This window comes from Antrihabitans cavernicola, from assembly GCF_008297975.1.
In the GTDB taxonomy this organism is placed as follows: domain Bacteria; phylum Actinomycetota; class Actinomycetes; order Mycobacteriales; family Mycobacteriaceae; genus Antrihabitans; species Antrihabitans cavernicola.
The window spans coordinates 329872-353617 of sequence record NZ_VLNY01000005.1 but is presented as its reverse complement, the minus strand read 5'-3'; the positions used below and the strand labels follow the sequence as shown (position 1 = coordinate 353617).

Genomic DNA, 23746 nt, shown 5'->3' with positions numbered 1-23746 from the left:
AGCGTGACCTCAACCCTGTCGACAGCCGTACCTACGCCGTCCTCATCGGCTGCACCGGTGCCGTTGCCGCCACGGTGGAACAAAGCCGCGCTGTTCGCGCTGGCCATCGGCGGGTTTGGAATCGGTACCACCGAATTCGTGTCCATGGGATTGCTGCCCGACATCGCAACGGGAATCGGCGTTTCGGAACCCGTTGCGGGCCATGTTATTTCGATGTATGCGTTGGGCGTCGTGGTCGGTGGGCCGGTGATCGCTGCCTTGACCGCACGGGTGCCGCGTAAGGCGCTGCTGATCGGTTTGATGGTCGCGTTCACCGTCGGCAACGCGGCGACCATCTTTGCGCCGTCCTATGGCTGGCTGATGGCCTCGCGGTTCGTCGCAGGTCTGCCGCACGGCGCGTATTTCGGCGTCGCATCACTTGCCGCCGCATCTCTGGTGCCTGCCGGACAGCGTGCGAAGGCCGTCTCGATGGTGATGATGGGGCTGAGCGTCGCGAACGTGATCGGTGTTCCCGTTGCCGCGTGGGTGGGACAGAACTTCGGTTGGCGGACGGCATTCGGCATCGTGACGGTGATCGGCCTCGTGACCATCGTCGGCCTGCTGCGGTGGGTGCCCGAGCTACACGGTGTCAAGATGACCAATCCGATGACCGAGCTCGGCGCGCTGAAACGGTCACAGGTGTGGTTGACGCTCGCCGTCGGCACCGTGGGCTTCGGCGGCATGTTCGCGGTCTACACCTACGTATCGACGACTCTGACGGATGTCGCGGGCCTGTCGGTGGCGTGGGTGCCCTTGGTGCTGATGATCTACGGCATCGGCATGGTGGTCGGCAACCTGGTCGGCGGCGTCGTCGCCGACAAGGCATTGGTCCCCGGGCTGTTCGTGTTGCTTGCCGCGATGGCGGGCGTTCTCGCACTGTTCGTAGTCGCCGCGCACAACCCGTACACCGCCGCGCTCGGTGTGTTCCTGATCGGTGCAGCCGGATCTGCGCTGGTCCCCGGCTTGCAGACACGGCTGATGGACGTAGCCGCCGACGCCCAGACCCTGGCGGCCGCGCTCAACCACGCTGCCTTGAACATCGCGAACGCGGCGGGCGCGTGGATCGGTGGCCTGGTGATCGCAGCCGGACTGGGCTACACAGCACCGGCAGCAGCGGGCGCGATCCTGGCGGTCGCAGGATTGTTCGTGCTGACGTTCGCCGTCTGGCGCGAGCGTTTGAAGGCCGAAAGTGTGGATTTACTCGCGGATTCCGGGAGGAATCGCAACGAATCAGGTCAGACAGCGCGCAGCTGAGTCCGGTGGGCGCGAACGTGCTCGGCGATCAGCATCGCGATGCGATCAGGATCCTCGAGCATCGGAACATGGCCGACACCGTGAACGGTGATTCTGTCGGCGTCCGCGGGTAGCTCGTCGAGGAAAATGCTGCCGTAGCGGCGCATCGGGATGATCCAGTCGTGGTCGCACAGCAGTAGTCGTACCGGCACGGTGACGTCACCGAGGCCGGTCACGCCGCCGCCACGGAGCCCGCTCCAGAGCGTGGGCAGGTAGGCCGGACAGTTGATCGCTGCGGTCAACGTTGCTTCGGCGTCGTGCCGACTGATCGCCGACGGATTCTTGGCAACCAGCGGCAGCAGCAGCCGATGCATCGCACGATTGCGAACGGCGACGTCGCCCAGCACCCGACCGAGGCCGATCAGCGGCCCGAACGACAAGAATTTCAGGCCGACGGACAGATGGGCAACGGTCAATTCGCGCCACCCCCCGGCCGGCGCAACCGCGGTCAGCGTCCGTGCACGACCGCGTCGTTCCAGCTCGAAGCCGACCCACCCGCCGAGCGAATTGCCGACGATGTGGCAGGTGTTCCAGCCGAGTTCGTCGAGCTGTCGTTCGATGTCGTCGGCGAGAGTGGAGGCAGTGACGTTCCAGCCGTCGATCGGCGCTCCACCCCAATGACCCGCGAGTGCGGGCGCGAACACTTCGAACGATTCGGCGAGCTTTTCGGCGGTGCGCTCCCACACGTGCGGCGACAGCAGAAACGGCTGAATGAGCAACACCGGCTCCCCGGAACCCATGTGCAGACCCACGGTCGGTTCGACCGGGCGACGCCGACCGGTTGTCATGAGTTTGCCTCTCTTCGACAGTTACTCCTTCGGGGAATGTACCCCGAATCAGCGTCGTGGAATCTCCGATACGGTTCTCGGGTGCCGCACATCATCTCCACCGTCAACGTCAACGGAATCCGTGCCGCCGCGCGGAAGGGTCTGCTCGACTGGCTCACGGCCACCGAAGCCGACGCCGTCGCATTGCAGGAAACGCGAGCAACGGACGCCGAAACCGCAGCTGTCCTCGCGCCCGCGCTCGATGCCGGGTGGCATCTCGCGTCCGCACAGCCGATCGCGAAGGGGCGCAGCGGCGTCGCGATCCTGTCGCGCAGGCCGGCACATGCGGTACGGATCGGGTTCGGTGACGACGAGTTCGCCGACTCCGGGCGCTACCTCGAAGCCGATTTCGACGAACTGACCCTCGCCAGCGTGTACGTGCCGTCGGGTGACGTCGGCACGCCGAAGCAGGACGAGAAGGACCGCTTCATGGCGTCGTTCGGCCCGTATCTGGCCGATGCGGCGAACAGGCCTGGGCGTGATCTGCTGGTCTGCGGCGACTGGAACATCGCCCACACCGAGCTGGACTTGAAGAACTGGAAGACCAACCGTAAGTCGTCGGGTTTCCTCCCGGAAGAACGCGAATGGTTGGACGGTCTGATCGGGGCTGACGGACCGTTCACCGACGTGGTGCGCCAGCTGCATCCGGACGTGCCGGGCCCGTACGCGTGGTGGTCCTATCGTGGGCGGGCGTTCGACAACGACGCGGGTTGGCGCATCGACTATCACATGGCCACAGCGGATTTGGCGGCTCGTGCCAAGCACGCGCGCGTCGAGCGGGCCGACGCCTACGACCAGCGCTGGTCCGACCACGCGCCCGTCACGGTGCAGTATCGATGAGGGGCCGTAAGTCTCTCGGTGCCTATGCGGCACTCGCGCTGCTGGTCGTGGTGCTGGCCGTCGCGGGTTTCCTGTCGTTGCACGGCGGTTCGTCGGGCAGTGGCGGCAGCACGTCGATCGCCAAATCGGGATCCGTTCCCGCGGCTGCGACGGCAACCCTGTCGAAGATCGACGACGGTAGCTGGCCCGAGTCGGCGAACGCTCCCGGCACCAACGGCGGCACCACCTGGCAGAACAGGGAGCACAACCTGCCCGCGAAGGACTCGGCGGGCAAAGCCGTCAAATACCAAGAGTGGGACGTCAATCCGAAGAAACGCGGTCAGTCGCGTGACGCCCAACGGATAATCACCGGCAGCGACGGATCGGCCTGGTACACCGGCGATCACTACAAAACCTTCACGAGGATGCGCTGATGACGGTCGAACAGTTCATGGCCGGCAACGCCGTGATCGGTGTACTCGAGGCCGATCACGGTGCTGCCAGCGGATTGCGCTATTCGTTGCCCGAGGCTGGATACGTGGTTCGCGAGGTGCGCGGCAGCAAGATGCGCACGGTCGATGCGCTCTTCGACGAATTCGCCGCAGCCTTCCAATTTCCGTACTACTTCGGCGCAAACAAGGATGCCTTCGACGAGGTGATGCGCGATCTCGACGAATTCGTCGGTGCGGCACCGGGTTACGTGGTGGTCGTTCGCGATGCCGATCAGTTGTTGGCGGACGACCCGGATCAGCTGTCGTGGTTCGCCGACGCCATGTCTTTCTACGCCGAAAACTGGGCCGATCGCACCGACCCGGCTACCTTTCGCGTCGTCCTGCACACGGCGGACGCGGCGTTCGCGAAACACACGCCGTCGGGCGCCGTCGCGCTGAATCTTTAACGCTGAATCTTTAACTCTCGGCCAAGTGGTCGCCTACGAGTACGAACATCTCGGCCGAGCGATCGATCAGTTCCGCGCGGGTGATGCGCAGTTCGCCGGAGATCCAACCATTCATGGTCTCGAACAGCCCGCCGACCAGGTGCCACGCCGCGAACTCGGCCTGCGTGCCTACCCGCCGCGAGGTCTCCGGCCCGTAGAAGCGGTGGGCCTCGCCCAGCATCAGCGCGACAAAGGTTCGCATGAACTCGGTGCGGCGTGTGCCGAGGGTCGGGTGCGTGAGGGTCTCCACGAACACCACCCGACTCTTGCGCGGATCGTCGAGCAGGATGTCGACTGCCGCTGCGACCGCGGCGCGTGATTTTGCCCGGCTGTCGTCGGGTGCAGCCGTCACGGCATCGAGGATGTGCGCTCCGAGTTCGGCGACGACGCGTTCGAATACCTGGACCGCAACGTCGTCGAGGCCGGTGAAATTTTCGTAGAAGTAACGCTCGTTGAGTCCGGCGGCAGCACACAGGCCTGCGACCGTCAGTCGTGCGAAACCACCTTCTCCGACTATCTGGAGGGCGGCGTCCAGCAGCGCAGCGCGCCGCCGATCACGGCGCTGTTCAGCAGAAACACCGCCGTACGCGCGCGTGGAACCCATGCACCGATTCTGGCATACGGCAATTCAGGGGAGATCCCTTGCCAGATTCAAAATTCTGGGGGACGATCTTGCCAGATGATCGAGGAGGCTCTCCATGTCCGGATACTTCGCCGAGAATTCGATGGCGGTTCGCGTCATGAGCACGCGGATAGTCGGGATCACCTACGGCGAACGCGCGCTGGTGATCGGTGCGTGCAATCCGCTGCTCTACGTCGGCACCGCCGAACACACCGCTCACCGCACCTCGCCGTACACCCGCCTGTCGCTGACCGGGCGCATGTTCGAGGCAGTGTTTCTCGGCAGTAGGGACGAGGCAGACAAGGCTCTCGACTTCACTCGGAAGCGCCATGCCACAGTCGTCGGTGCATTGCCGGAGGACGCAGGCACCCACCCGGCCGGATCGCCCTACAGCGCACACGACCCGCATTTGATGTTCATGACGATGGCATTCGCATTCGATTCCGCCGAAACCATGTACGACCTGCTGGTCCGCCGAATGACGGACGCGGAACGCGCTGATCTGTGGCTCGACTTTGTCACCTGGGCAACGCTTTTCGGTATGCCACGCGATGCGGCGCCGTCGACCTACCACGAGTTCCGGTCGTACTTCGACGCCTACCTTGCCTCGGACGAGTTGCATCTCACCGACGAGGCGCAGCTGGTAGGCACCTACCTCGCCGGTGCCGAAGCTCCGCGCTATCCGCTGCCGTCCGATCTGACGGCGCGCACGCTGGGGCTGTTGGTGCAGGGCAGCCTCCCGCGCCGGATCCGCGATCTGTACGGATTGCGGTGGACCTTCGCCGACGCCGCCGCGTTCCGGGCAACGGTGGAGGGCAGTCGCGCCCTGCATCGGCGCCCGCTCCCGTTCACACCGCCGCTGCTGCGGCCGATGCTGCGTGGGGCCAGCACGCCGAGCTACAACGTGCTCGCGGCCGGAGAGCGTCGCAACCTGCGTCGTGGATTGAGCAGCATGCCCGGCGTTGCAGGCTGACGGTCCGCGATAAGCAATTGCTGGACATGGAAAGATCGTTTCCATGTCCAGCTCCGACACCCCGGCAGCCGATCGCAAACAGCGAGTGCTGTCCGGAATCCAACCGACCGCCGATTCCTTCCACCTGGGCAATTACCTGGGCGCGGTGCGCGATTGGGTGATGCTGCAGGACGACTTCGATGCGCTGTACTTCATCCCGGACATGCACGCGATCACCGTTGCGCAGGATCCGAAGCAACTGCGGCGCCGCACGATGGTCGCTGTCGCGCAGCTACTCGCACTGGGTATCGACCCCGAGCGTTCAACGTTGTTCGTGCAAAGCCAAGTGCCGGAGCACGCGCAGCTGACGTGGGTTCTGCAGTGCATCACCGGTTTCGGTGAAGCAAGCCGGATGACGCAGTTCAAGGACAAGTCGCTCAAGCAGGGCACCGACTCCACGACGGTGGGTCTGTTCACCTACCCGGTACTGATGGCGGCGGACATTCTGCTCTACCGCCCACAGCTGGTTCCGGTCGGCGAGGATCAGCGCCAGCACCTGGAGCTGACGCGAAATCTGGCGCAGCGCTTCAATACTCGGTTCAAGAAGCCGGTGGGGTCGAGCGAAGCGAGGGGGAATGTCTTTGTGGTGCCCGAGCCGCACATCATCAAGGGGACCGCCAAGATCTTCGACCTGCAGGATCCCACGTCGAAGATGAGCAAGTCGGCTTCCAGCGATGCCGGTCTGATCAACCTGCTCGACGATCCGAAGGTGTCGGCGAAGAAGATCCGCTCGGCGGTGACCGACACCGAACGCGAGATCCGGTTCGATCAGGCGGCCAAGCCCGGTATCAGCAACCTGCTGGTGATCCTGAGTTCGTTGACCGGCGATCCGATCGTGTCGTTGGAAGAGCGATATCAGGGCAAGGGATATGGCGACCTGAAAGGCGATGTTGCCGACGCGCTCGTCGAATTCGTCACCCCGTTGCGCGCCGCCGTGGATGATTACCTCGCGGATCCGACCGAACTGGATCGAATCCTTTCGGCGGGTGCGGACCGTGCACGTGAGATAGCGTCGCGAACCGTGGCGCAGGTATACGACCGAGTGGGGTTTCTGCCACCCGCCGAGGGGACGCAGGCGGCAATTACACCCGCCGAGGGGACGCAGGCGGCAATTACACCGAAAGGGTGATCGGCCATCCCGGATTTCAAGGCAATGCTGCAGCAGCAGCGTGACGCTCGACCGTGGTTGGACCATCTGGTCCGCGCAGGCAGTCGATATCAGGGTCAAAAGGGCGACTACCTCGCTGCGGGCATCACGTACTTCACTGTGCTGGCACTGTTTCCGCTGTTGATGGTCGCTTTTTCGATCGCGGGTTTCGTGTTGTCGCGCAACCCGGACCTGCTGAGTCAGGCGCGCGATCACATCACCGAGAACGTGCCGGGTTCGATGGGCGGTCAGCTCAACGACCTGATGAACCAGGCGATCACCTCGCGAACCAGCGTCGGCGTGATCGGGCTGGTCGGCGGGCTGTACGCGGGGCTTGGCTGGATGGCGAACCTTCGGGCGGCGCTGACCGAGCAGTGGGATCAGCAGCACGAGAAGAGCAACTTCATCAAGACGAAGATCGCGGACCTCGGCGCACTGATCGGGCTGGGTTTGGCGTTGGTGGTATCGCTCGGCTTGTCCGCGGTGAGCGCGGGTCCGGTCGGGAAGAAGTTGCTGGGTTTGGTGCATCTCGACAATGCGCCCGGTGTGGGGATTCTGCTTCGCGTGGTCTCGATCCTGCTGGCGATACTTGCATCGTGGGCGGTGTTCGTCTGGGTCATCGCCCGTCTCCCACGCGAGCCGGTCACGCTACGCAGTGCAGCTCGTGCAGCCTTGCTGGCTGCGGTGATCTTCGAGGTGTTCAAACAGATCGCGACGTTCTATCTGAAGTCGGTGCTGTCCAGCCCAGCGGGTGTGGCGTTCGGCCCGATCATCGGCCTGATGGTGTTCAGCTTCTTCACTTCTCGCATCATCTTGTTCGCAACCGCATGGGCTGCGACGTCGAAAGAGAACGAGGCGATGGCGCATGTCCCGGCACCGGATTCGGCGATCATCACGCCCCGGGTGCAGGTGCACAGCGGACCGTCCGTCGCAGGTGGTATCGGTTTGGTCGCCGCAGGTGCTGTTGCTGCGCTGGGGATTTCAGGGTTCAGGCGGCGGAAGTAGTCACGGGCGGTCGACGCTGCAACCATGCGAGGGTGACACCTGCGATGACGACCGCTGCGACGTAGGCGCCGGTCGAGTACCACTGCCAGGCGTCCGACCATGAATAGGCAGTCCATCCGGACGAGGTCAGCGGTGAGTAGGCCGTCCAGCCGAACTCGGTGATCAACGGTACCGTGAACGCGCCCGGTGTTGCCAACGCAATCGCAGTGACCGGAGCGCTAGACGGAAGGCATGCCACCACGGTGAACGCGGCCGCGAAAGGTAGTGCGAACAGCTGCGCAGCGGAATGCACGCCGTCCAAGGGGGTTCGGTCGAGCAATCCTGATGCGGCTACCACTGCGAGTCCGGCGGTGCCGATCACCGGGTGCGGCCAGCGGTGGCCGACGATCGTCCCCGCCGCCACGAGCGCACCCGACATCAGCAGGGTGGGCCACCCGTCCGACCACGCCGAACCTGAATTCGCGGATGCGGCAACGACAGCGAGCACAGCAAGCAGAACCATGCCGTGACGCTTCGGCAGCCATAGTGCGCCGATCGCCACCACGGGAACGATTGCGAGGCCGAGCGACCAATGGTGCAGACCCGTCGTCTCGATGCTTCCGACGGAATGGCTGAAGAGCACATGCAGCGCCAAGCAGCAGGCGGGGAGCGCGATGCCCACAACTATCACGCGGACGGGGTCGACGATCGGCACTTCGCGCGCATTCGTCTCGAATGCACTGCACCACAAAGCGATTACCAGCGCGAGCAGGGTTGCACCGCACAGCACGAGCATGAACCAATCGGTCGGGTCCGCTGCATCTGGAAGGTAATCGGCGTATCGCCTCGGGCCCGAACCATTTCGCAAGTAGTTCCGGATGGGATCTGCCAGCAGCAGGCCGGCGATGGTGCCAGTCGCCAAGGCCGCCTGCCGAACACGGTGGGCGCTCCCGCACAGTGCGGCCAACGCCCCGAGTAACAATCCTGATCCGATACCTCGGATGTAAGACACTGCATCATCGATGCCCGGTAATGCAGAGATCAGTCCGATCGATCCAATCCCCAGCACGGCAAAGGCAGTTACCACTCGCCGGCGTCGGACGAACAATGCAACCAGCATCGCCGCACACGCCCCGGCGGCCGCCGAGGCCGCGTAGCCGAACTCCGAGCCGCCGAACAGCTCGGCGAGTGGATCGCGATTCGATATCGCGACGCTGGTCGCTGCGAATCCGCCGATCAGCAACGCGGCGACAGCTGCGATCCGAGTTGTCGACACACGCCATTGAAACATGGGCCTCGGTGACGGTTCAGTCGATCGCGAACACTCCTGCCTTCGCAGCGGTTTCGGCTGCGGCAGCAGCCGTGTCGGCGACGTGTTCGCTGATCTGGTCGGTTCGCGTCAGTAGGTGGTAATAGAGCGGAGCCGAGACCGCCCGAATCACAGCGACCGAATCCGTCCCCGCGGGGACTTCGCCGCGCTCGATCGCCTGCTCCACGCACGGTGTCCATTCGTCGATGCGGACGTCGTAGAAGTGTTGCAGCGCTTCGGCAGTGCGCTGATCGCAGGTGGCGGCAGCGATGATGGCGGCGAACAGCGGGCCCTGTCGAGGATCGTCGAGGGTCTTGCGAACCAGTCGGGCGTTGGCCTCGAGATCGCCGAGCAATGATCCGGTCTCGACGCGGGGCGAGGATTGCTCGGCCATGTCGACCAACAGGTCGGCGACCAACGCCGGGCCGGATCCCCAGCGCCGATAGACGGTGGTCTTGCCGACGCCCGCTTGCGCGGCGATGTCAGCGAGATCCAAGCCGTGCAAGCCGTTTCGCGCCAGCGCGTCGCCCGTCGCTTCGAGCACGGCAGTGCGGACGCGCGCGGTTCGGCCACCGGGTCGACCGATCGGTTCGCTCATGGTGACACTCTAACGGAACTAAAATTCCATTAGAGCTGATTCGGTGCTACCGTCGCTAACGGGAACATTGAACCGTTTAGGAGCGCGACATGGAATACAAGCGACTGGGTGACTCGGGGCTGCTGGTCCCGCAATTGAGCTTCGGCGCCGGAACCTTCGGCGGCAGTGGCGAACTGTTCGGTGCATGGGGGAGCGTCGACGTCGACGAGGCGAGAAGGATGGTGGACATCTGTCTCGACGCCGGCGTCACCTTGTTCGATACAGCGGACGTCTATTCGGGCGGAGCATCCGAACAGGTTCTCGGCGCCGCGGTGCGCGGTAGGCGCGACCGCCTGCTCATCTCCACGAAGGCTGCGCTGCCCATGGGCGACGGACCCAACGATGCAGGCACGTCACGATCGAGGCTGATCACCTCGGTCGAATCGGCGCTGCGTCGACTCGACACCGATCACATCGACCTCTTCCAGCTGCACGCTTACGACGCGGGCGCTCCGATCGACGAGGTGCTGTCGACCCTCGACCGACTGGTGGCAGACGGCAAGATTCGCTATGTCGGAGTGTCGAACTTCGCAGGCTGGCAATTGATGAAATCGCTTGCGAGCGCGGACCGCAACGGCTGGCCGCGATACGTCGCCCACCAGGTGTACTACTCGCTGATCGGCCGCGATTACGAATGGGATCTGATGCCGCTCGGTGCTAGCGAAGGCATCGGTGCCTTGGTATGGAGTCCGCTGGGCTGGGGCCGCTTGACCGGCAAGATCCGCCGCGGCGCCGAGCTACCCGCGGGCAGTCGGTTGCACCGCACCGCCGAGTTCGGGCCACCGGTGGACGACGACCTGCTCTACGACGTGGTCGACGTGCTGGACCAGATAGCGATCGAAACGGAGCGGACCGTCCCACAGATTGCGCTGAACTGGCTGCTGAGCCGTCCGACCGTATCGTCTGTGATCGTCGGCGCGCGCAATGCCAAACAGCTGCAACAGAATCTGGGTGCGGTCGGTTGGCAACTCACCCCCGAGCAGATTGCCCGACTGGACCAGGTGAGCAGCAGGCCTGCGCCGTATCCGCATTTTCCGTACTACCGGCAGGAGGGTTTCGCGAGGCTGAATCCGCCGATGATCGCGTGAATAGCACTCATGCTCAGAAGGTTTCGAATTCGACTGCCACGGAGGATGCGCTTCGCAGCGGTGCAATGCCTTCGGCTTCCGCGCGCAGCGCTGTGCGGTGGCGGCTCGACAGCGAGGTGAAGGTCGAGACGGTCAGCGTCAACGTGGTTCCTTTTTTGCGCGGCCGCCACACTCCGACGATGGTGCCGTCGGCGAGGACTGCGCCGGGTTCACCCACCGTTTTCCAGACGTCGCGGCGGAAGCGCTTGTCGACGATCGTCTCGCGGTCGCGCAACTGGGTGTAGGGGTCACGCGGCGGGAGCAGCCGTACCCCTTTCGCTTGCGGCGACGATCGTAGTTCGTCGACGTCGGTGGTGAGAATCCATGCGGTGCCGTCGAATTCGACCTCGGTCAATTCGGAGGTCACCGAGTCCCACCACGGTGTGGCGTCGCCTGCGCGCACCCCCAGCCACGCGGCGAAGTCGGCCTTGGTCGATGGGCCGTAGCAATGCAGGTACCGACGCACGAGTTCCGCGCGAGCGTCCTGCGGTTCGGTGTCAGGGATGGGCTGATCGAGCCATTCGTCGACCAGGACGAACGGTGCGGTGTTTCCGTCGCGCGGCGCAAAACACACCACCTGTTGCAGGGTGAGGATGCGTAGACAGAAATGCACCACGGCCTGGCCGATCGGTTGCCCCGCGGCATGCGGACCTTCTTCGTTCCAGATCCGGCGCTGCTTTGCGGTCAATCGGCGCGACACCCGGTCGGCGAGTTGTTCGCCGAGTCGATCGATCGCGAGCCGCTGACCAGCGAGGACGTCGACGATGTCGGTCGCGCACAGTTCGACCACGTCCGTCAGCGGCATGTCGAGCCTGTCGATGGACTGTTCCGCGCCGCGCACGAAGCGACGCATCGCCGCCTCGGTCGTCGGCAGCACGCCAGTCGTGAACACCGCCGCATCGGCCGTCGGAAAGTAGAAGGGTGCACCGCGAACCGACCACGTCTGCAGCAGTGTCTTGTCGTCGGCAACCGCCGCGGTCACGCGATCCGAGGTGACGTCGCGTACCCGCGCGTGCAGTGCGAGCAGCGCCGATCCGGGTGGGCTGTTCTGAACTCCGCACCGACCTGCCGCCGAGATCAGACCGTCCGCATCGGCTCGTTCGGTCAGCCCGTTGGCGGCGAGGCGAAACGCAATCACCTTGCTGATCGAGACCTTCTCAGCCATCTACCCACCGTATCGCTGCTCCGACAACAGGCTCGGCACCCTCGACTCCCGTGACGATATGGCTACAGGACTCGCACAGTCGTACCCGCTGTACCAGCGGCTCGGCTTGGCTTCGGTCGGGCATGAGTGCCTGAGCCACAGCCAATTGGCCGCCACGATATTTCTGGTGCGCGTGCGTTGGCTGTTCTACGACAGCGAGGGCAATCTGCTCACCGATGGCACCGACAACTATGTACTGCGACGCGACGAGGACGGACTCCACGCATACGTCTGCATCCCGGTCGACGAGGCGGAAAAGCTCCAGCAGTTAGCCGCCGATCGAGGAATCGATCTGTCTGCGCGATAGCGCTACCGGCGATCCTTCTGCGGCCTGTTCGTCTTGGCGCGATGCTCTTCCCGCTTGATCTTGATGCGCTCGTTGTCCGCCTGCACGGCGTCGTAGCTCCTGCGTTCGCGGATCAACCACTCCGGCGGATCGGCGATGAACGCATCGATCTGCGCCGAGGTCAACGAGTCCGAGATGTCGTTGCGTGCGAGACCGGTGTTGGAGATGCCGAGCTTGTGCGCGACAACGTCACGCGGGAACGGGCCGGTGCGGCGCAATTCCTCCAGCCATTCGGGCGGGGTTGCGCGCAGTTCGTCGAGCTCGGCTCGGGTGATGGAGGAATTTCGGAACTCCTCTGGCGCCGCGGGGAGATAGATGCCGAGTTTGTTGGCCGCCGTCAGCGGCTTCATCGTCTGCTGCTTCTTGTCCGGGCTCACCGACCAAGACTATCGGGTGCAATACCCTGCACTGATGGACGACCCTTCCCTGGCCCGACTCGACGTTGCGCAGTTGCGGTGGTTCGTCGCGGTCGCCGACGAGCTGCACTTCGCCAGGGCGGCCAAGTCGCTGAACATCGCTCGGCAGAAGCTGAGCAACGCTGTGATCGATCTCGAAACGCAGCTGGGCGTCAAGTTGTTCGTCCCCGGATCGCAACCGACCGAACTCACCGACGACGGACGTGAGCTGCGGGCGAGGGCCAGCGCGATCATCGCCGAGGACGACGAGCGCACACGCTTCCTCGCCGAGGCGGCCGCTGCACCGAAACGACTGCGAATCGCCTTCGTCTCCGGCGTCACCGTCTCCAAGTGGACGCGCATCTGGGACGAGCGGTTTCCGGCGATCGCGTTGGACGTCGATCCCATTGCCGCCATCGATCAGACCGCGGTACTGAGCGCCGACGCGGACATCGCCTTCGTGCGATTTCCCATCGACGCGGACGGGCTCAGCGCAATTCCGCTCTACGAAGAAGTCCCCGTTGTCGTTGTGCCCAAGGAACATCCGGTGTCCGCGTTCGACCAGGTCGCCATGGCCGATCTCGCGGACGAGCAGATCCACGACGCCTCCGACCTCGATAACGTCACCGGTGCAATCGAATTGGTGGCCGCAGGCGTGGGCGTGGTGATCGTTCCGCATTCGATTGCCCGCTTGCATGCTCGCAAGGATCTGGTCTTCCGCACCGTCACCGATGCCGATCCGACGCGAATTGCGTTGGCGTGGCGCACGGACGCATTGTCGGAGCAGGTCGAGGAGTTCATCGGAATCGTGCGCGGCCGCTCCGCGCACAGTTCGCGATCGCAGGCCACACAGCCCGAAAAGAAGCCGAAAAGGCCTGCCAAGAAAGCCCAGTCCAACAAGGAGCAGGCCAAGAAAGAGCAACCGCGCAAGAAGGCGCAACGACGCCGTCGCTAGCGGTGATTGTGCCGTCCGCGGTTGTTACCGCTGATCTTGATCGCCCACGCGATCAAACCGAGCACCAGCAGTGACCCGACGATCAACACGATCGCACGACCGTGATCTGCCAGGAATCGATCGAACGGCGATTCCGCCTTCACGTCGCCGGCAGGCGCGGCCAACGTCGCTGCACCGGCGTTCGGCGGAGCCGCCACCGTCGGGACCGCCGTCGCGGTTGCCGCACCCGGATCCACCAGGGTGCCGACCGACTCGTCGCGGGGGAGTGCGAAGCCCCAATCCAGCAGGCGCGCAGCTTGTTCCCACGGACGGATCGGCAGTACGTCGCCCTTCATCAGCGTGATCGCGAGTCGGCGACCGTTGCGCGACGCGCCCGCGACGAACGTCTGTCGGGCATCGTCGGTGTATCCGGTCTTGCCGCCGAGCGCGCCGTCGTAGTCGTAGAGCAGCTGGTTGTCGTTCGCGATCTCCAGGCCTGGCAGCGTGGTCGGTGTCGCATTGCTGGTGGTCGACGCTGCAGAGTTGCCAGGACTGCTGGTCGTGGTGGGGGCGTCGTCCTTGGGCGGCTGCCCCGGATACCCGGGCAACTCGTATTGCTCGGTGTGGATCAGATCCGCGAACGTCGGGTTCTTCAACGCCTCGCGAAAGAACAGCGACAGGTCGTAGGCGGATGTCGACATGCCGGGGCCGTCGAGCCCGGCGGGGGTTGCCGCGCGCGTGTCGTCGGCACCCAACGACTTCGCCTCGTCGTTCATCTTCTGGACCGTGGCTGCCTCACCGCCCAGCTGGGTGGAAATCGCGTGTGCCGCATCGTTTCCGGATGCCATCACCAGTGCGTGCATCAGCTGAATGTTCGAATATTGCCCGCCCGGTCCGAGTCCGACGCGCGTTCCGTCGGCATCGGCGTCTTCCTGGGTGCCGATGACGACCTTGTTCATATCCAGCTCACGCAACGCGACGATCGACAACAGGATCTTGATCGTGCTCGCCGGGCGGTAGCGGCCGTGCGGGTCCTTCGCTGCGAGCACCTGACCGGTATCGAGGTCCGACAACACCCACGATGTGGCCGAAATTTCCTTCGGTAGGGCAGGAGCTCCGTCGGACGTGATCACTCCGCACTCACCGAGCTTGCCGCCGCCGACCGCGGGGTCGGGGACCGGCAGCGGTGCCGGTGCCGATTCGCCCGGAGCGGGGACCTCGGAGCTGTCGATCGCCTTGGGCGGCGTCGTTTTGCTTGGGCAGTTGTCGGTGTCCGGGGTCATGAACGGCGTCGACGTTGCGGGGCTCGATGTCCCGCTTGTCCCCGATGTCGGTTGTGCGGTGGCAATGGGAGCGCTCATCAGTCCGATCAGGACTGCAGCAGCGACAGCGAGAAGACGGGAGCTCATCGGAAAGGCAGCGTAAGCGACGGGCAGGGCAACGGCCAAGAGCCGCGCCGCAGCACCCGAATCAGGTATTGACATCGAACGCCAAAAGGTAGTTACTATCAAAATACATAAACACCCAAAAGGTTGGAGATGTCATGAACGATTCCGGAGTGCGGCGGTGGTTGGCGCTGGGAGCGCTGGCCGTCGCGATGTTGACGATCGGCCTGGACACCACGGTGCTGACCGTGGCGCTGCCGACACTCGCCACCGACTTGGGTGCGGACAACGCCCATCTGCAGTGGTTCAGCTCGGCGTACACGCTGGTGCTTGCGGCGGCGTTGCTGCCTGCCGGTGTGCTGGGCGATCGGTACGGACGCAAGAAATTGCTGATCGTCGCTCTGCTGGTGTTCGGGCTTGCATCGCTCGCATGCAGCTACGCGGCGACATCGGGCCAGCTGATCGCGGCTCGCGCTGTGCTCGGTCTGGGGGCGGCGGTGATGATGCCGCTGTCCATGGCCGTCTTGCCCGTGCTGTTCCCGGACGCTGCCGAACGGGGGCGAGCGCTCACCATCTGGGTCACGTCCACCGCGATCGGGCTGCCGCTCGGTCCGATCCTTGGCGGCTGGCTGCTCAACCACTTCTGGTGGGGTTCGGTGTTCCTGATCAACGTGCCGCTGGTGATCGTCGGTGCCGTCGCGGTTGCCACGCTGGTACCGGAGTCGCGGAGTTCGGCGACCAACCCGATCGACTACCTCGGTGCGGCCCTCTCGTCCGTCGGGCTGGTCGGCATCACCTATGGCTTCATCGAGACGGGCCGCGTCGGCTGGGGCGACTCGACCGCCTGGATTGCCGTGGCAATCGCGCTCGTCGCTTTCGTGTTGTTCGCACTGTGGGAGCGGCGCGTCGCGCACCCACTGATCGACGTGTCGCTCTTCGCCGACACTGGTTTCCGTTGGGGCACAATATTTTCGACATTGGTGAACTTCGGCATGTTCGGCCTGTTCTTCACGGTTCCGCAGTACTTTCAGGCGGTGCTGGGTGTCGACGCATTGGGTAGCGGGCTCCGGCTGCTGCCGCTGATCGGTGGGCTGCTTGTCGGAACGCGACTCGGCGATCCGATCCTGCGCAAGGCCGGTCCACGGCCGGTGCTGGTGTTCGGATTCGCACTGCTGGCAGCCGGTCTGGGTGCCGGTGCATTCACGGCCGTCGGCACCGCGTACTGGTTCACCGCCACGTGGATCGCTCTGGTCGGCGCAGGCATGGGACTGGTGATGCCCGCCGCGATGGGCGTGGCGCTCAACGCGTTGTCGCAGGAGCGCTCCGGATCCGGCTCCGGTCTGATTCAGGCGCTGCGGCAGGCGGGCGGCACCATCGGTGTTGCCGTGCTGGGAACGGTGCTCGCGACGCGGTATCGGTCGCAGCTGGGATCGCTGGATGTCGATCCGATCCGCGACGGCGTCAACGCGGGAGCGGCCGTGACCCGTCATGATCCCGGCACGCTCGAGCACGTGCAGAGTGCGTTCACGTCCGGCATGGGCCTGATGTTGGTGGTGTGCGCGGCGATCTGTGCCGTTGCGATGGTGCTGGCGGCGGTCTTGAAGAACCTGGGCGCTCCAGGTCGGGCGGGAGGTCCCCAGGATGCCGACGACGATGCGCAACAATCGGTGTATGTCGGTTGAGCCATCCGCAGGACTGCGGGAACGGAAGAAGGTGCGCACCAGAGCGCTGATCCGCTCCGAGGCGTTCCGGCTGTTTCGCGAACAGGGCTATCCCGAGACGACGATCGACCAGATCGCCGCCGCAGCCGACGTCTCGCCGAGCACCTTCTTCCGGTATTTCCCCACCAAGGAGCAGCTGGTCATCGTCGATGACCTGGACCCGGTGATGATGGCGGCAATCGAGGCGCAGCCGCCGGACGTGCCGCTGATCAGGGCGTTCAAGATCGCGTCCGAGACCGTGTTCGCGCAGATGTCGAAGGAGGACTTCGAGGTCGAGCGAGATCGGCAGGAGCTCATGTACACGGTCCCGGAACTGCGGTTGGCCATGATGCAGGAGTTGGTGCGCACCATCGACATGGTCTCGGAGGTCATGGCGAAGCGTGTTGGGCGCGCCGAGGACGACATCGAAATCCGCACCCTTGCCGGCGCGATCATCGGTGCCGTCCTCGCCGTGATCGACAAAGTTCCCGGTGATATACCCCGCGCGGTCACGGCCCTCGAGTACCTGGAGGCGGGTCTGCCTCTAGGTCAAGCGACCAAGGAAAGCACGTCTCGCGGCTGACGGGACAATTCGGCCGTAGGGGCTGTACCGACCGTTCATACGGCAGCGTAAGTTACGGGCAACTGATTCAACTCGAGGAGAATTCGATGCCCGGTCCAATTGGGACGTTGCAGGGTGCTCAGCACACCAAGATCTTCGGTCTCGGCGCCTACCGGCCGAAGCGTGTGGTGCCGAACTCCGAGATCATCGACGCGATCGAATCCAGCGACGAGTGGATCCAGACGCGATCCGGTATCAAGTCGCGTCGGTTCGCGGGCGACGACGAGACCATCATCGGGATGAGCGTCGAGGCAAGTCGTAAGGCCATCGAGGCCAGCGGTGTCCGTCCCGATCAGATCGGCGGAGTGATCGTCTCCACGTCTTCGCGGTTGGTCCTCGGGCCCGCCGCGGGCGCGCAGGTCGCGACCCAGCTCGGCATCCTGGACGTGCCCGGGTTCGACGTTTCGGCGGGCTGCTCCGGCTTCTGCCACATCCTGGCCCTCGGCTCGGACATGATTCGGGCGGGCACGGCCGAGTACATGCTGGTGGTCGGCGTGGAGCGCCTCAGCGATCTGCTGGACCCGAAGGACCGCACCACCGCGTTCATCTTCGCCGACGGTGCGGGCGCTGCTGTGATCGGACCGTCGGACACCGAGGGCATCGGTCCTGTCGCGTGGGGCTCCGACGGCAGCCAGTGGGAAGCCATCTGGCAAGACAAGGACTTCGGCACCTACTTCGACGAGGTCGCTGCGGCAGAGGCGAGCGGAGGCACCTCGGTTCGGCCCTACATTCGTATGCGGGGAACGGCAGTGTTCCGCTGGGCCGCGACCTTCTTGGAGAAGGCGTGCCGCGAAGCCGTCGCGAATGCCGGTCTGACGATGGAAGACCTGGACGTCTTCATCCCGCACCAGGCGAACATCCGTATCACCGATGCGCTCACCAAGGTGCTGAAGATGCCGGAGCGGATCGTCGTCGCGAAGGACATCATCGAAACCGGTAACACGTCAGCCGCGTCGATTCCCCTCGCGATCGAGGAGGTCATTCGGTCGGGCCAGGCCAAGCCGGGCGACGTCGCGTTGATCATGGGGTTCGGCGCCGGACTTGCGTACGCGGGTCAGGTCGTCACCTTGCCGCCGATCGGAGAATAGCGGCGCGGGGGTGGGTGATCGGTACGCTCACGCCATGGAGGATCCCGAATCGGACAACATCGACGAACTGATCGATGCGCTGTACGCCGAACGCAAGCGCGCGTGGGATGCGGCGCTGGTGTCTGCCCAGAGTTTCCTCGACACCATCTCCGACGAGATCCTCGACAACCTCGACCGTGACCGGCTGAACGCGGATACGACGCGGATCAAGGATCGCGGGCGGGCCGCGGGCAAGATCAAACGCAAGATCGCTGCCGGCGAGTGCGAGCCGCCGACCACGGTGGACGACGTGGAACAGGCCCTCAACGACTACGTCGGCATCAAGGTGCTCTGCAAGAGCCCGCGCGATCTGGCCGCGTTCACCGACGCGCTCGACACCGCCTGTCATCTGCCGGATTGCTCGATCAGGTTCGCGAAACCGCCCGCCGATTATGTGAAGGAGCCCAAGCCCAGCGGCTACCGGGCCTATCACGCCGTGCTCCTGGTTCCGGTGGCCTCGCATCAGGGCGATCTGACCATCAAGGTCGAGGTGCAGGTGAAAACCCGGCTACAGGACGCCTGGGGCGAATTGACGCACGAGGATATGTACAAACCCGGTGAAGCCTTGAAGCCGACGGACTTTCACCGTGACTACGCCAGCGAGATGGCCGAGTTGCTGGCACGAGTCGACGGCATGGCCGATCGTCTTGCCGTGGAGTTGGACAACCTGACCGAGCCGTCCGAGCCCGTCGAGGTCGGTGCCGATCCGCTGCGCATCACCGCCCGGGTCACCAGAACCGGGCCGCGCTATGCGCTCGCCGTCGGTCCGGACGGCCGGCGTGGCCTGATCCCCGCGCGATCGGTGCGTGACAAGGTCGGTTCCAACCGGCGAATCAACGTCAGCGACTACATCGCGGTCGGCGATCACATCGACGTGATCGTCGACGACACCAGCGACGCGCTGTACTACCGACCCGCGGGCCAGCTGAAACCGTCACACAAGTAGCGCTGCCGACGCCGGGCTGGGGAACCGAACAGTGAACCGGGTGTCGTCGAGCAGATCCTTCAGATCGTTTGCGCGACGGGCAATTTCGCCTTTCTGTTTGCGCGGCACATCGACCAGCAAGCGAGTCCGGATCTCGCCGTCCGGCGTCTGTACCCACGCACCGACCACCCGCCCGTTCGCCCAGATCGTCGGGCCGGCGTTGCCCATGTGGTCGAAGGTGGAGGCGCAGTCCTCGGGGAGGTACCAGTCGCGTTGCTTCCAACCCATCGTCGTCGGATCGAGACCGGGCAGCAGCGCCACCCACGGCTCGGCGGGCTGCACCGGATCCTCGTCGCCGGGTGCGACGTAACCGACCCCGCCATCCAGTGCGACTTCGACTGCGCCGCAATCGGTCAGCGCGTTCTTGGTGAGCGCGACCGTCCAGCCCATCCACCATTGCAGATCGACGGCGGTGGCCGGTCCGAAGGCGTGCAACCAGCGCAGCGCAAGCTCGCGGGCGGACTCGCGTTCACCGAGTTCGCCGAAGCCGTTCTCCAACCAGGTGTCCGCCGCTGCATAGGTGTACGCGCCGTTGATCCACGTTCCCGTCGGTCGCGTACGGACGATCCGGCCCTCGAATCCGAGGCTCAGCAGCACGCGGGTGTGCGCCGAGACGGAGGCGCTGTATTTCTTGCCCGGCGCCATCACGATCTTGTGCATCAACGTCGGCGCTTTGATCCCCAGACTGCGCGCGGTCAGTGGGCCGTGCTCGTGCAGTGCCGTGAGCGTCTCGACGCGAGCCTTCTCCAGCCAGGCATCGGGATCGGCAATTCCGTTCTCGGCAAGCAGCTTTGCGGTCCGCCGATGCTCCGGACCGATCAGCTTTCGCGTCGCCGCCGCGTGCATGAGCCGGACGACGTCTGGGGTGGCGACCCACAGGGTCCGGCGCATCGCGTGATGCCGGACCACTGTGCGGTCGTCGTAGAGCGCCTGCTCCACCGTCGCGGTCGACGGAGTGCGCATGCGGGCCATCGCCGACAGATAGACCGTGACCGGGTCGCTGGAATGCAACCCGATCAGGCTGTCGGCGATTGCCGCGACGTCGTCGGTCGCATCGCCTGGCAGCAGCCGGTGGCGTCGAGCAAGACGAGACCGGCGCTCGGCGACATCGACATGGCGGGGCATGACCCGAAGTCTGCCAGGCGCCACCGACAGTGGGAGCTAGTGGAACTGGCCGGGTTGGTAGCTGCCTGCCGGCGTCTGCACGATGACGTTGAACCGGTTGTAGGTGTTGATGAGCGCGATAGTGGCGATCAAAGCGCCAAGCTGCTCGTCGTCGAAATGCTTGCGCGCCCTGTCCCACACGTCGTCGCTGACACCGCCTGCGGCATCGGCGATGCGGGTGCCTTCCTCGGCGAGTTCCAGCGCTGCTCGCTCGGGCTCGGTGAACACCGTCGCTTCGCGCCAGGCCGCGACCAAATGCAGCCGCTGAGCCGTTTCGCCTTGTGCCGTCGCATCTTTCGTGTGCATGTCGGTGCAGAAGCCGCAGCCGTTGATCTGGCTGGCACGCAGCTTGACCAACTCCTGGATCGTGGTGGGCAGACTGGAGCCGTTGACGACCGCGCCTGCCGTGTTGAAGCCTTTGAAGGCCTTCGCGAGTACCGGATTGCCGAAGAGATCGAGTCGTGCGTCCATGGTGAGTGTCCTTCTGTGCGTTCGTTTTCGCGTACACAGAGATGACGAAAGGGCGCCGCGATGTGTGACATCGCAGCGCCCTTTCGGACGAAAACCCCGCTCAGCGGGCGAAAAGCAGTGCGCGCTTGACTTCCTGAATCGCCTTGGTGACCTCGATGCCACGGGGGCAGGCGTCGGTGCAGTTGAAGGTGGTGCGGCAGCGCCACACGCCTTCGACGTCGTTGAGGATGTCGAGCCGCTCGGACGCGCCCTCGTCACGGCTGTCGAAGATGAAGCGGTGCGCGTTCACGATCGCGGCCGGACCGAAGTAGCTGCCGTCGTTCCAGTAGACCGGGCACGACGTGGTGCAGCAGGCGCACAGGATGCACTTGGTGGTGTCGTCGAAACGGTGCCGATCCGCAGCCGACTGGATGCGCTCACGAGTCGGCGCGTTGCCCGTCGTCATGAGGTACGGCTTGACCGCACGGAACGCGTCGAAGAACGGCTCCATGTCGACGATCAGGTCCTTCTCCACCGGTAACCCGCGAATTGGCTCGATGGTGACTTCGAGCGCCTTCGACGAGTCCTTCGGCAGCATGTCGCGCATCAGCACCTTGCAGGCCAACCGGTTCACACCGTTGATCCGCATGGCATCCGAACCGCACACACCGTGTGCGCAGGAACGCCGGAAGGTGAGCGTGCCGTCGAGGTAGGACTTCACGTAGAGCAACAGGTTGAGCATGCGGTCCGTCGGCAGACAGGGCACCTGGAACGAATCCCAGTGCGCACCCTTGTCGTCCTCGGGATTGAATCGCGCGATCTTCAGCGTGATCATCACCGAGCCCTCGGGCACCGGTGCCTCGGCATCCGTGGTGCGTTCCACAACGGGAGTAGACATCAGTACTTACGCTCCATCGGCTCGTAGCGGGTCTGCACCACCGGCTTGTAGTCCAGGCGGATGTCGGAAATGAGCTCGGACGACCCGCCCGCTGCAATCTCCTTGTAGGCCATGGTGTGGCGCATGTAGTTCGTGTCGTCGCGGTTGGGGTAGTCCTCGCGAGCGTGGCCACCGCGCGATTCCTTGCGGTTGAGCGCACCGACGACGGTCACCTCGGCCAGCTCCAGCAGGAAGCCCAGCTCCAGCGCTTCGAGCAGGTCGCTGTTGTAGCGCTTGCCCTTGTCGTGCACCGTGATCCGGTCGTAGCGCTCCTTGAGCGCCTGCACGTCGGTCAGCGCCTGCTTCAGCGTGTCCTCGGTGCGGAAGACGGATGCGTTGTTGTCCATCGTCTTCTGCAGCTCGGTGCGGATGTCGGCGACGCGCTCGTGGCCCTCACCGGACAGGATCCGTGCCAACCAGCTCTGCACCATGGCTTCCGGCGCTTCCGGCAGCTCGACATGGTCGTGGCGCTCGGCGTAGTCGGCGGCGGCGATGCCGGCCCGACGACCGAACACGTTGATGTCGAGCAGCGAGTTGGTGCCGAGGCGGTTCGCGCCGTGCACCGACACGCAGGCGCACTCGCCTGCGGCGTAGAGGCCGAAGACCACGTTGTCGTTGTCGCGCAGCACTTCTCCGCGAATGCGGGTGGGGATGCCGCCCATGACGTAGTGGCAGGTCGGGAACACCGGGACCAGCTCGGTGACCGGGTCGACGCCAAGGTAGGTGCGCGCGAACTCGGTGATGTCGGGGAGCTTCTCCTCGAGGACGTCGGCACCGAGGTGGGTCACGTCGATGTAGACGTAGTCCTTGTTCGGGCCTGCGCCACGGCCTTCGAGCACCTCGAGCACCATCGATCGAGCGACGATGTCGCGGGGCGCGAGGTCCTTGATCGTGGGGGCGTAGCGCTCCATGAAGCGTTCACCGTCGGCGTTGCGCAGGATTCCGCCCTCGCCGCGGACGGCTTCGGAGATCAGAATGCCCAGTCCCGCAAGACCTGTCGGATGGAACTGGTGGAACTCCATGTCCTCGAGCGGGAAGCCCTTACGGAACACGATCGCCATGCCGTCACCGGTGAGGGTGTGCGCATTGGAGGTGGTCTTGTACATGCGACCCGAGCCGCCGGTGGCAAAGATGATCGACTTCGCGTGGAAGACGTGCAGTTCGCCTGTCGCGAGCTCGTAAGCAACAACACCGGTCGCCGTTGGGCCCCTGTCGGTGTCGGTGATGGAGATGTCGAGTACGTAGAACTCGTTGAAGAACTGCACGTCGTGCTTGACGCAGTTCTGGTAGAGCGTCTGCAGAATCATGTGGCCGGTGCGGTCGGCGGCGTAACACGCACGACGAACGGGCGCCTTGCCGTGATCGCGGGTGTGGCCACCGAACCGACGCTGGTCGATCTTGCCCTCGGGCGTGCGGTTGAACGGCAGGCCCATCTTCTCCAGATCGAGCACCGCGTCGATGGCTTCCTTCGCCATGATCTCGGCGGCGTCCTGGTCCACCAGGCAGTCGCCGCCCTTCACAGTGTCGAAGGTGTGCCACTCCCAGTTGTCTTCCTCGACGTTCGCCAGGGCGGCACACATGCCGCCCTGTGCTGCGCCAGTGTGACTACGCGTGGGGTACAGCTTGGTCAAGACAGCGGTGCGTACTCGAGGCCCGGCCTCGATGGCAGCGCGCATGCCTGCGCCGCCCGCTCCGATGATGACGACGTCGTACCTGTGCTCGTTGACTCTCGGGTCTGACATGT

At 64.7% G+C, this 23746-nt stretch carries 25 protein-coding genes; 14 read left to right on the top strand and 11 right to left on the bottom strand.

Annotation, left to right across the window (positions count from 1 at the left end):
* The first annotated feature begins 15 nt into the window (after nucleotides 1-15).
* The gene (locus tag FOY51_RS13580) at nucleotides 16-1293 is read left to right on the top strand and encodes an MFS transporter (RefSeq protein WP_371830447.1); all 1278 of its coding nucleotides are present in this window, start codon (nucleotides 16-18) and stop codon (nucleotides 1291-1293) included.
* Here the strand turns inward: FOY51_RS13580 and ephH are convergent.
* Entirely contained in the window at nucleotides 1275-2120 is an 846-nt protein-coding gene (gene ephH / locus FOY51_RS13575; protein WP_149430758.1) for an epoxide hydrolase EphH, read from the bottom strand. The two genes, FOY51_RS13580 and ephH, sit on opposite strands and share 19 nt — an antisense overlap.
* Nucleotides 2121-2201: 81 nt before the next feature.
* Between ephH and FOY51_RS13570 the strand changes: the two genes are divergently transcribed.
* The 3 genes from FOY51_RS13570 to FOY51_RS13560 are packed head-to-tail and all read left to right on the top strand — an operon-like array spanning nucleotide 2202 to nucleotide 3876.
* Nucleotides 2202-2999, top strand: a complete 798-nt coding sequence (locus FOY51_RS13570) for an exodeoxyribonuclease III (protein ID WP_187776305.1) — start codon at nucleotides 2202-2204, stop codon at nucleotides 2997-2999.
* Nucleotides 2996-3412 carry a guanyl-specific ribonuclease gene (locus tag FOY51_RS13565; protein ID WP_149430756.1) on the top strand — a complete coding sequence of 139 codons (417 nt, stop codon included), beginning with the start codon at nucleotides 2996-2998 and terminating at the stop codon, nucleotides 3410-3412. The genes FOY51_RS13570 and FOY51_RS13565 overlap by 4 nt, the downstream gene beginning before the upstream one ends.
* Nucleotides 3412-3876, top strand: a complete 465-nt coding sequence (locus tag FOY51_RS13560) for a barstar family protein (protein WP_149430755.1) — start codon at nucleotides 3412-3414, stop codon at nucleotides 3874-3876. Before FOY51_RS13565 ends, FOY51_RS13560 begins: the two co-directional genes overlap by 1 nt.
* Before the next feature lie 10 nt (nucleotides 3877-3886).
* Here the strand turns inward: FOY51_RS13560 and FOY51_RS13555 are convergent, their stop codons facing one another.
* Nucleotides 3887-4519 (bottom strand): TetR/AcrR family transcriptional regulator, encoded by a 633-nt coding sequence (locus tag FOY51_RS13555; protein WP_149430754.1) that lies wholly within the window; start codon nucleotides 4517-4519, stop codon nucleotides 3887-3889.
* Nucleotides 4520-4613: 94 nt separating this feature from the next.
* On the opposite strand from FOY51_RS13555, the gene FOY51_RS13550 reads away from it, so the two are divergent.
* From FOY51_RS13550 to yhjD, 3 genes are read left to right on the top strand one after another with little or no spacing between them, the layout of a single operon-like run.
* Nucleotides 4614-5510 carry an oxygenase MpaB family protein gene (locus FOY51_RS13550; RefSeq protein ID WP_149430753.1) on the top strand — a complete coding sequence of 299 codons (897 nt, stop codon included), beginning with the start codon at nucleotides 4614-4616 and terminating at the stop codon, nucleotides 5508-5510.
* A gap of 43 nt (nucleotides 5511-5553) precedes the next feature.
* On the top strand, nucleotides 5554-6678 hold the full coding sequence (gene trpS, locus FOY51_RS13545) for a tryptophan--tRNA ligase (protein WP_149430752.1): 1125 nt from the start codon (nucleotides 5554-5556) through the stop codon (nucleotides 6676-6678).
* Between the two features lie 24 nt (nucleotides 6679-6702).
* Nucleotides 6703-7701, top strand: a complete 999-nt coding sequence (gene yhjD / locus FOY51_RS13540; protein ID WP_149430751.1) for an inner membrane protein YhjD — start codon at nucleotides 6703-6705, stop codon at nucleotides 7699-7701.
* On the opposite strand, the gene FOY51_RS13535 is transcribed toward yhjD, so the two are convergent.
* Both FOY51_RS13535 and FOY51_RS13530 read right to left on the bottom strand, forming a co-directional pair.
* Nucleotides 7685-8956, bottom strand: a complete 1272-nt coding sequence (locus tag FOY51_RS13535; RefSeq protein ID WP_149430750.1) for a hypothetical protein — start codon at nucleotides 8954-8956, stop codon at nucleotides 7685-7687. The two genes, yhjD and FOY51_RS13535, sit on opposite strands and share 17 nt — an antisense overlap.
* Before the next feature lie 31 nt (nucleotides 8957-8987).
* Nucleotides 8988-9587, bottom strand: a complete 600-nt coding sequence (locus FOY51_RS13530) for a TetR/AcrR family transcriptional regulator (RefSeq protein WP_149430749.1) — start codon at nucleotides 9585-9587, stop codon at nucleotides 8988-8990.
* An 89-nt stretch (nucleotides 9588-9676) separates the two neighbouring features.
* Here FOY51_RS13530 and FOY51_RS13525 point away from each other — a divergent pair, with 89 nt between their 5' ends.
* Complete coding sequence (locus FOY51_RS13525; RefSeq protein ID WP_149430748.1) at nucleotides 9677-10714, top strand: aldo/keto reductase; 1038 nt, start codon at nucleotides 9677-9679, stop codon at nucleotides 10712-10714.
* A 13-nt stretch (nucleotides 10715-10727) separates the two neighbouring features.
* Here the strand turns inward: FOY51_RS13525 and FOY51_RS13520 are convergent, their stop codons facing one another.
* Entirely contained in the window at nucleotides 10728-11918 is a 1191-nt protein-coding gene (locus FOY51_RS13520; RefSeq protein ID WP_149430747.1) for a winged helix DNA-binding domain-containing protein, read from the bottom strand.
* Between the two features lie 58 nt (nucleotides 11919-11976).
* Here FOY51_RS13520 and FOY51_RS13515 point away from each other — a divergent pair, with 58 nt between their 5' ends.
* Nucleotides 11977-12264, top strand: coding sequence for a hypothetical protein (locus FOY51_RS13515; protein ID WP_149430746.1), 288 nt, complete (start codon nucleotides 11977-11979; stop codon nucleotides 12262-12264).
* A gap of 2 nt (nucleotides 12265-12266) precedes the next feature.
* Here the strand turns inward: FOY51_RS13515 and FOY51_RS13510 are convergent, their stop codons facing one another.
* Nucleotides 12267-12680, bottom strand: a complete 414-nt coding sequence (locus FOY51_RS13510) for a DUF5997 family protein (RefSeq protein WP_187776304.1) — start codon at nucleotides 12678-12680, stop codon at nucleotides 12267-12269.
* 34 nt (nucleotides 12681-12714) lie between these two features.
* Here FOY51_RS13510 and FOY51_RS13505 point away from each other — a divergent pair, with 34 nt between their 5' ends.
* A complete protein-coding gene (locus FOY51_RS13505; protein WP_149430745.1) occupies nucleotides 12715-13653 on the top strand; it encodes a LysR family transcriptional regulator in 939 nt (312 codons plus the stop codon).
* On the opposite strand, the gene FOY51_RS13500 is transcribed toward FOY51_RS13505, so the two are convergent.
* Entirely contained in the window at nucleotides 13650-15041 is a 1392-nt protein-coding gene (locus FOY51_RS13500; protein WP_149430851.1) for a D-alanyl-D-alanine carboxypeptidase family protein, read from the bottom strand. The genes FOY51_RS13505 and FOY51_RS13500 overlap by 4 nt on opposite strands.
* A 134-nt stretch (nucleotides 15042-15175) precedes the next feature.
* Between FOY51_RS13500 and FOY51_RS13495 the strand changes: the two genes are divergently transcribed.
* The 4 genes from FOY51_RS13495 to FOY51_RS13480 all read left to right on the top strand — a co-directional run bounded on the left by FOY51_RS13495 (nucleotide 15176) and on the right by FOY51_RS13480 (nucleotide 19412).
* Nucleotides 15176-16699 (top strand): DHA2 family efflux MFS transporter permease subunit, encoded by a 1524-nt coding sequence (locus FOY51_RS13495; RefSeq protein WP_149430744.1) that lies wholly within the window; start codon nucleotides 15176-15178, stop codon nucleotides 16697-16699.
* Nucleotides 16689-17300, top strand: a complete 612-nt coding sequence (locus FOY51_RS13490; protein WP_149430743.1) for an acyl-CoA-like ligand-binding transcription factor — start codon at nucleotides 16689-16691, stop codon at nucleotides 17298-17300. Before FOY51_RS13495 ends, FOY51_RS13490 begins: the two co-directional genes overlap by 11 nt.
* 86 nt (nucleotides 17301-17386) lie before the next feature.
* Nucleotides 17387-18427 carry a beta-ketoacyl-ACP synthase III gene (locus FOY51_RS13485; protein WP_149430742.1) on the top strand — a complete coding sequence of 347 codons (1041 nt, stop codon included), beginning with the start codon at nucleotides 17387-17389 and terminating at the stop codon, nucleotides 18425-18427.
* A gap of 34 nt (nucleotides 18428-18461) precedes the next feature.
* Nucleotides 18462-19412: a GTP pyrophosphokinase gene (locus FOY51_RS13480; RefSeq protein ID WP_149430741.1), complete on the top strand. Its 951-nt coding sequence runs from the start codon at nucleotides 18462-18464 to the stop codon at nucleotides 19410-19412.
* Here FOY51_RS13480 and FOY51_RS13475 read toward each other — a convergent pair.
* From FOY51_RS13475 to sdhA, 4 genes are all read right to left on the bottom strand, one after another.
* Complete coding sequence (locus FOY51_RS13475; protein ID WP_149430740.1) at nucleotides 19401-20576, bottom strand: winged helix DNA-binding domain-containing protein; 1176 nt, start codon at nucleotides 20574-20576, stop codon at nucleotides 19401-19403. The two genes, FOY51_RS13480 and FOY51_RS13475, sit on opposite strands and share 12 nt — an antisense overlap.
* Nucleotides 20577-20612: 36 nt before the next feature.
* Nucleotides 20613-21086, bottom strand: coding sequence for a carboxymuconolactone decarboxylase family protein (locus FOY51_RS13470; protein ID WP_149430739.1), 474 nt, complete (start codon nucleotides 21084-21086; stop codon nucleotides 20613-20615).
* Nucleotides 21087-21186: 100 nt separating this feature from the next.
* Nucleotides 21187-21963, bottom strand: a complete 777-nt coding sequence (locus FOY51_RS13465) for a succinate dehydrogenase iron-sulfur subunit (RefSeq protein WP_149430738.1) — start codon at nucleotides 21961-21963, stop codon at nucleotides 21187-21189.
* Complete coding sequence (gene sdhA, locus FOY51_RS13460; RefSeq protein WP_149430737.1) at nucleotides 21963-23744, bottom strand: succinate dehydrogenase flavoprotein subunit; 1782 nt, start codon at nucleotides 23742-23744, stop codon at nucleotides 21963-21965. Before sdhA ends, FOY51_RS13465 begins: the two co-directional genes overlap by 1 nt.
* Nucleotides 23745-23746 lie beyond the last annotated feature (2 nt).

Coding starts and splice junctions, on each gene's coding strand:
- FOY51_RS13485 (WP_149430742.1), top strand. CDS start 17,387: ATGCCCGGTCCAATTGGGACGTTGCAGGGTGCTCAGCACACCAAGATC.
- FOY51_RS13530 (WP_149430749.1), bottom strand. CDS start 9,587: ATGAGCGAACCGATCGGTCGACCCGGTGGCCGAACCGCGCGCGTCCGC.
- FOY51_RS13520 (WP_149430747.1), bottom strand. CDS start 11,918: ATGGCTGAGAAGGTCTCGATCAGCAAGGTGATTGCGTTTCGCCTCGCC.
- FOY51_RS13490 (WP_149430743.1), top strand. CDS start 16,689: ATGTCGGTTGAGCCATCCGCAGGACTGCGGGAACGGAAGAAGGTGCGC.
- yhjD (WP_149430751.1), top strand. CDS start 6,703: ATGCTGCAGCAGCAGCGTGACGCTCGACCGTGGTTGGACCATCTGGTC.
- FOY51_RS13480 (WP_149430741.1), top strand. CDS start 18,462: ATGGAGGATCCCGAATCGGACAACATCGACGAACTGATCGATGCGCTG.
- FOY51_RS13465 (WP_149430738.1), bottom strand. CDS start 21,963: ATGTCTACTCCCGTTGTGGAACGCACCACGGATGCCGAGGCACCGGTG.
- FOY51_RS13550 (WP_149430753.1), top strand. CDS start 4,614: ATGTCCGGATACTTCGCCGAGAATTCGATGGCGGTTCGCGTCATGAGC.
- FOY51_RS13475 (WP_149430740.1), bottom strand. CDS start 20,576: ATGCCCCGCCATGTCGATGTCGCCGAGCGCCGGTCTCGTCTTGCTCGA.
- trpS (WP_149430752.1), top strand. CDS start 5,554: ATGTCCAGCTCCGACACCCCGGCAGCCGATCGCAAACAGCGAGTGCTG.
- FOY51_RS13470 (WP_149430739.1), bottom strand. CDS start 21,086: ATGGACGCACGACTCGATCTCTTCGGCAATCCGGTACTCGCGAAGGCC.
- ephH (WP_149430758.1), bottom strand. CDS start 2,120: ATGACAACCGGTCGGCGTCGCCCGGTCGAACCGACCGTGGGTCTGCAC.
- FOY51_RS13565 (WP_149430756.1), top strand. CDS start 2,996: ATGAGGGGCCGTAAGTCTCTCGGTGCCTATGCGGCACTCGCGCTGCTG.
- FOY51_RS13500 (WP_149430851.1), bottom strand. CDS start 15,041: ATGAGCTCCCGTCTTCTCGCTGTCGCTGCTGCAGTCCTGATCGGACTG.
- FOY51_RS13525 (WP_149430748.1), top strand. CDS start 9,677: ATGGAATACAAGCGACTGGGTGACTCGGGGCTGCTGGTCCCGCAATTG.
- sdhA (WP_149430737.1), bottom strand. CDS start 23,744: ATGTCAGACCCGAGAGTCAACGAGCACAGGTACGACGTCGTCATCATC.
- FOY51_RS13495 (WP_149430744.1), top strand. CDS start 15,176: ATGAACGATTCCGGAGTGCGGCGGTGGTTGGCGCTGGGAGCGCTGGCC.
- FOY51_RS13505 (WP_149430745.1), top strand. CDS start 12,715: ATGGACGACCCTTCCCTGGCCCGACTCGACGTTGCGCAGTTGCGGTGG.
- FOY51_RS13560 (WP_149430755.1), top strand. CDS start 3,412: ATGACGGTCGAACAGTTCATGGCCGGCAACGCCGTGATCGGTGTACTC.
- FOY51_RS13515 (WP_149430746.1), top strand. CDS start 11,977: ATGGCTACAGGACTCGCACAGTCGTACCCGCTGTACCAGCGGCTCGGC.
- FOY51_RS13555 (WP_149430754.1), bottom strand. CDS start 4,519: ATGGGTTCCACGCGCGCGTACGGCGGTGTTTCTGCTGAACAGCGCCGT.